Source organism: Inquilinus sp., assembly GCF_057815775.1.
The window spans coordinates 1-4,663 of record NZ_JBYRFX010000929.1; the positions used below are offsets into that span (position 1 = coordinate 1).

Consider the following 4,663-nt stretch of genomic DNA (forward strand, 5'->3'; position numbering starts at 1 on the left):
GGTGTTCCTGCTGGTGCCGGTCTTCGCCGTTCTGGCCGCCTGGGCGACGCTGTCGATCCCGGCCCGGGCAATCGACCATGACCTCGCCCGTGGCGCCGACGGGAAGCCTGAAACCGGGGCCGCCGTCACGCCGGGCTGGAAGATCCTGCTGCAGTGCCGCCCGCTGGTCGTGTTCGGGATCTGCGCGTTCCTGTTCCACTTCGCCAACGCGCCGCTGCTGCCCTTGGTCGGCCAGAAGCTGGCCTTCGCCCATCCGGACTGGGCGACTGCGATGATGTCGTTCTGCATCGTGGCGGCGCAGGCGGTGATGCTGCCGATCGCCATCCTGGTCGGCAACACCGCCGACCGCCTGGGCCGCAAGCCGATCTTCCTGATCGGCTTCGCCATCCTGCCGGTCCGCGCCGTGCTGTACACCCTGTCCGACGACAGCACCTGGCTGATCGCGGTGCAGTTGCTGGATGGCGTGGGCGCCGGCATCTTCGGCGCGCTGACGCCGCTCATCATCGCCGATCTGATGCGCGGCACCGGCCACTACAACCTGGCCCAGGGCGCGGTGGCGACGATGATCGGCATCGGCGCCTCGCTCAGCGGCCTCGCCGCCGGCATCGTGGTCGATGCCTTCGGCTTCGACATCGCCGTCCTCGCATTAGGGCTGGCGGCGGCGGTGGCCTTCATCGTCTTCGCCGTGGCGATGCCGGAGACGAAGCCGCGCGAGGCGGGGGAGGGTGCGCCGGCCCCTGTCCGGTCCGGCTGACATTGCCTCATATACCCTTGTGCGGCATTCCCGGGTCGACGTCGTCACTGCTCTGGCCGTGGCTGTAATTGTCGAAATACGCCGTGAGGGGCTTGCCTTTGCTCACGCTGTCCGTATTCAGGCCGAGTTTGAAATAGGGCCCCAGGTCGCGCCCGGGATAGCCGAGAGGCCCTTTGTGTTCGAAGATCACTTCGCCGTTCAGAAAGCCGGTCACAGTGGCCTCGCCTGATTTCTGCCAGGTCATTTTGAACTTGAAATCGAGCCACGCGTCCTTTTCGACTGCCTCGATGGTATGGAGATCTGTCCGCGTTGGCCTTTGGGGTGAGCCGGAGTCTCCAGTGATCTTGATGTTGCCAGCTTTGTCATACCGAATTGCCATCGGTGGCTTTTTGCCGGATTTCTCCCCGGGTTTGACCTGATCGCACCATTGCGCGATCGTTACGGAGTCGTCCGTCTCAAAGGAAACGGGCAACCGCACCGAGAACCCATACCAGACCTCTTCGCCCATGGGTGCGTTGTACGAGTCGCGAAGCTGGGCCTGAAACGGCTTGTCTTTCTCCGTCAGGGTGATCTGAAGCGCCTGTTTGCCAGTCCTCACGACAGCCCGCTGGACGACGGCGACCCCGTCCGGCATGTCCTTGCCGTTCAGGGAACCCCAGCTTCCGTCGTCGAAATCTTGATGCAGGACCGGGGGAATTGTCGACGGGGTGTCGAGAACGCGTTGTATCCGCTCGTCCTCGGCAGCCGTCCGGCCCGAGCCCGCAATCTCGCGAAGCGGCGTGCCCTCTTTTTCGATCGCCGCTCGCTGGGTCTCATAAAAGGATGCCGTCGGCCGAACCTTATAGTTGCCCGGGGAGAAAGCACCGAGTTCCAACGGGTCCAACTGGGTAACGTCGATCATCCAATCCGAGATGTGCGGCGGTATCTGCTGATCGGACAGAGATGTCATTGTTCCAAGCTCCAAATCCCATCGGAGTTAGCGGTCGGCCCGTACGGATCGGTCCCGCCTGCCGCCCCCGCTTACGGCCGCGATCCTGGTCGAGGATGTGGCTGTTGGCGCATGCGAATGCGTCATGAATCCAGCCGCCTGGCGCATGAACCGAGCGGGCACGACGATCTGTGTGGTGGAACGGCACCGGCCCGTCTTTCGGATCAGGCAGGGCAGGGGCCACGGCGCTGCATCTTGCGGGACGGTCCGCGGCGCGGCATTCTGGGCGGGATGGGGATGGAGTTCCCCCGAAACCGCCCGCAAGGGCTGATGACTCCTACCGCAACAACCGCGGTAGGGGTGTGTCCGGACCACCCCCGCCGCACCGGCGGGTTTTTCATGCCCGCCTCCGCAAGGAGCGATGAGATGTCCTTCACCACCTGCCTGGCCGTCGCGATCGGGGGCGCCATCGGCACGCTCGCGCGCTACCTGATCTCCCTGGCCGCGCTGCCGATCAGCGCCGACCTGCCCTGGGGCACCATCGGCATCAACATCGCCGGGTCCTTCATCATCGGCTTCTTCGGGACACTGACCCTGGCGCAGGGTCGCTATCCCGTCTCGGACGACCTCCGCCTGTTCGTCATGGTCGGGCTGTGCGGCGGCTTCACCACTTTGTCCTCCGACAGCCTGCAGACGCTCGACCTGCTGCGCGGCGGCGCGGTGCTGCGCGCCGGGATCAACATCGTCGTGTCGGTGGTGCTGTGCGTCTGTGCCGTGGCGGCCGGGCACCTGATCGCGGCGCGGCTCAACGGCGGCGCCGTGCAGGTGGCGCAGGCGTCGATCGAGGAGGAGGCCTGAGCGACCCAGCGCCGCTGTGACCGCGGTAACGCCGGCCGCCGCGGCCGCCATGCCAGAGTCGGGATCGTTCGAGGCCGAGCCCCGAACGGGTCGTCCCGATGCTTGGAGCCGCCGTCATGGCAGCCAGATATGTCGTCCTCGAATATGCCGGCCAGGTCGATGAACGGGCCTTCACCGATTTCGGGAATCTCGACGAGGCGCGGAGCTGGATGAGCGACGCCTATGACCCGATGGAGATCGACCTGATGCAGATCAGGGTCGTCCGCGAGGTCGATGGCGTCCGGATCGAGGAGGAGGCAGGACCGGCGCGGCGGACGGCGCATTGACCCCGCCGGCGCCAGTCCTGCGGCGCGTCAGACGGCCTGGTTGACCGAGGTGATCGCCTCGACCGAGAGCTGGCCGGCCTTGCCCGACAGGCGCAGGCCGTCGACCATGGTCAGGGCCACGGTCAGAATCGGGTCGTCGCGTTCGTAGTCGCCGGCGTTGCACTGGACGATCTGGCCGCCGATCAGCGTGATGATCACGTCTTTCGGCGTCGCCGCGGTGGCGCCGAGCCGGGCCAGCGCCGTCGTCAATCCCTGCGAGTTCATGAAGCTTTCCTCTGCTGTGCCGGTCCAGAAATCGTGGCCAGACTAGGGGAGCGGCGATGCCGAGCCCCATGCCATCCTGTCATGCCGCCATCGGCCGGGGGCATCAGGGGGCGCGGCCGGCCGGGCCGCTGCGACATCGAAGGCCGATCCAGCGGTTTCGGTTGCCGGCGGGAATCGGTCATCATGATGCCGGCCCCGCTGCCGATCGCTGGAGAAACCGTGATGCATCCCCACGCTGCCGCCCTGAAAGCCCTGCTGGGCACCCCCGGCGTCCATGCCATGCCGGGCTGCGCCGACGGCATGGGCGCGCGGCTGATCGCCGAGGCCGGGTTCAAGCTCGGCTTCGTGTCCGGCGCCAGCGCCTCCGCCCTGCGGCTGGCCCAGCCCGACATGGACCTGCTGTCGCTGCCCGAGATGCGCGACGCGGTCGACATGTGCACGGCGGCGGCGCCTGAGGTGCTGTGGCTGGCGGATGGCGACACCGGCTTCGGCAATGCCCTGAACGTGCAGCGGACGGTGCGCGCCTGCGCCCAGGCCGGCGCGGCCGCCGTGCTGATCGAGGACAAGCTGTATCCGCGCCCGCTCGGGCGGGAGGGGCGGAAAGTCGTGCTCGACCGGGCCGAGGCCAGGCTGCGCTGCCGGGCCGCGGTCGAGGCCTGCCGCGACGCCGGCATCCTGCTGCTGGCCCGCACTGATGCAACCCACACCCGGGGCTTCGGCGAGGCGCTGCAGCGGATCGAGGATTTCGTCGCCGAAGGAGCCGACATCCTGTTCCTGGATTCGCCGCAGTCGGAGGCTGAGATCCGTGCGACGGTCGCCGCCTGTGCCGGCCGGCCCGCGATGGCGGTGACGCTGGCGGGCGCCAAGCACCACATGCCGCCGGTCGCCGATCTCGACCGCCTCGGCGTCAAGCTCAACGTCTCTCCGCACGACCTGCTGGCAGCCAGCGTCCGGGCGATGCGCGACGCCCTTGCCGACCTGCAGGGCGTGCCGCGGCCGGACCTCGACCTGGCCTCGGCCATCCGCCTGCCCGAATATCTCGCAGCCGACCGGCGGTGGGCGAAGCCCGATTAGCCGCGGCTTGACTTTACCGCTCTCATGCAACACATGATGTTGCATGAGACGAGATAGCAGATTGTCGGGTGTGCTCCACGTCCTGCTGCACATGGCGGAGCAGGGCGGCCCCGTGACGTCGGAGGTGCTGGCAAAGGCGATGGACACCAATCCGGTGGTTGTCCGCCGCATCATGGCCGGCCTGCGGGATCAGGGATATGTCCGGTCGGAAAAAGGCCATGGCGGCGGGTGGTCGCTGGCCTGCGACCTGTCGAAGGTGACGATGCGCGACATCTATGCCGCGCTCGGCAACCCCGCGCTTCTCGCCATGAGCAACCGGACGGAGATGCCCGGCTGCCTCGTCGAACAGGCGGTCAACGCCGCCCTCAGCCAGGCCTTCGAGGATGCCGAGGCGCTGTTGCTGGCCCGGCTTGGCGAAGTGACGCTCGCCATGCTGAGCGCCGATTTTCACGAGCGCAT

The 4,663-nt window shown here is 67.3% G+C and carries 7 protein-coding genes and 1 riboswitch; of the genes, 5 read left to right on the top strand and 2 right to left on the bottom strand.

Features of this window, described 5'->3' with window-relative positions; genetic code table 11:
* Positions 1–754, top strand: a 754-nt coding sequence (locus AC3XYG_RS33180) for an MFS transporter (RefSeq protein WP_489144159.1), incomplete at its 5' end; no start/stop codon positions are given.
* A gap of 7 nt (positions 755–761) precedes the next feature.
* On the opposite strand, the gene AC3XYG_RS33185 is transcribed toward AC3XYG_RS33180, so the two are convergent.
* The gene (locus AC3XYG_RS33185; protein ID WP_489144160.1) at positions 762–1,703 is read right to left on the bottom strand and encodes a heparin lyase I family protein; all 942 of its coding nucleotides are present in this window, start codon (positions 1,701–1,703) and stop codon (positions 762–764) included.
* A gap of 263 nt (positions 1,704–1,966) precedes the next feature.
* A riboswitch (Fluoride riboswitch) is annotated at positions 1,967–2,029 on the top strand.
* Positions 2,030–2,108: 79 nt separating this feature from the next.
* Between AC3XYG_RS33185 and crcB the strand changes: the two genes are divergently transcribed.
* Positions 2,109–2,540 carry a fluoride efflux transporter CrcB gene (crcB, locus tag AC3XYG_RS33190; RefSeq protein ID WP_489144161.1) on the top strand — a complete coding sequence of 144 codons (432 nt, stop codon included), beginning with the start codon at positions 2,109–2,111 and terminating at the stop codon, positions 2,538–2,540.
* Between the two features lie 116 nt (positions 2,541–2,656).
* Positions 2,657–2,866 carry a hypothetical protein gene (locus AC3XYG_RS33195; RefSeq protein WP_489144162.1) on the top strand — a complete coding sequence of 70 codons (210 nt, stop codon included), beginning with the start codon at positions 2,657–2,659 and terminating at the stop codon, positions 2,864–2,866.
* Positions 2,867–2,893: 27 nt separating this feature from the next.
* On the opposite strand, the gene AC3XYG_RS33200 is transcribed toward AC3XYG_RS33195, so the two are convergent.
* Positions 2,894–3,130: a hypothetical protein gene (locus AC3XYG_RS33200; RefSeq protein WP_489144163.1), complete on the bottom strand. Its 237-nt coding sequence runs from the start codon at positions 3,128–3,130 to the stop codon at positions 2,894–2,896.
* Between the two features lie 222 nt (positions 3,131–3,352).
* On the opposite strand from AC3XYG_RS33200, the gene AC3XYG_RS33205 reads away from it, so the two are divergent.
* Positions 3,353–4,204, top strand: coding sequence for an isocitrate lyase/PEP mutase family protein (locus AC3XYG_RS33205; RefSeq protein ID WP_489144164.1), 852 nt, complete (start codon positions 3,353–3,355; stop codon positions 4,202–4,204).
* Between the two features lie 70 nt (positions 4,205–4,274).
* Positions 4,275–4,663, top strand: a 389-nt coding sequence (locus AC3XYG_RS33210; RefSeq protein WP_489144165.1) for an Rrf2 family transcriptional regulator, incomplete at its 3' end; no start/stop codon positions are given.

Bases quoted from the DNA above. Each gene is read 5' to 3' on its own strand.
- crcB (WP_489144161.1), top strand. From the start codon at position 2,109: ATGTCCTTCACCACCTGCCTGGCCGTCGCGATCGGGGGCGCCATCGGC.
- AC3XYG_RS33205 (WP_489144164.1), top strand. From the start codon at position 3,353: ATGCATCCCCACGCTGCCGCCCTGAAAGCCCTGCTGGGCACCCCCGGC.
- AC3XYG_RS33185 (WP_489144160.1), bottom strand. From the start codon at position 1,703: ATGACATCTCTGTCCGATCAGCAGATACCGCCGCACATCTCGGATTGG.
- AC3XYG_RS33195 (WP_489144162.1), top strand. From the start codon at position 2,657: ATGGCAGCCAGATATGTCGTCCTCGAATATGCCGGCCAGGTCGATGAA.
- AC3XYG_RS33200 (WP_489144163.1), bottom strand. From the start codon at position 3,130: ATGAACTCGCAGGGATTGACGACGGCGCTGGCCCGGCTCGGCGCCACC.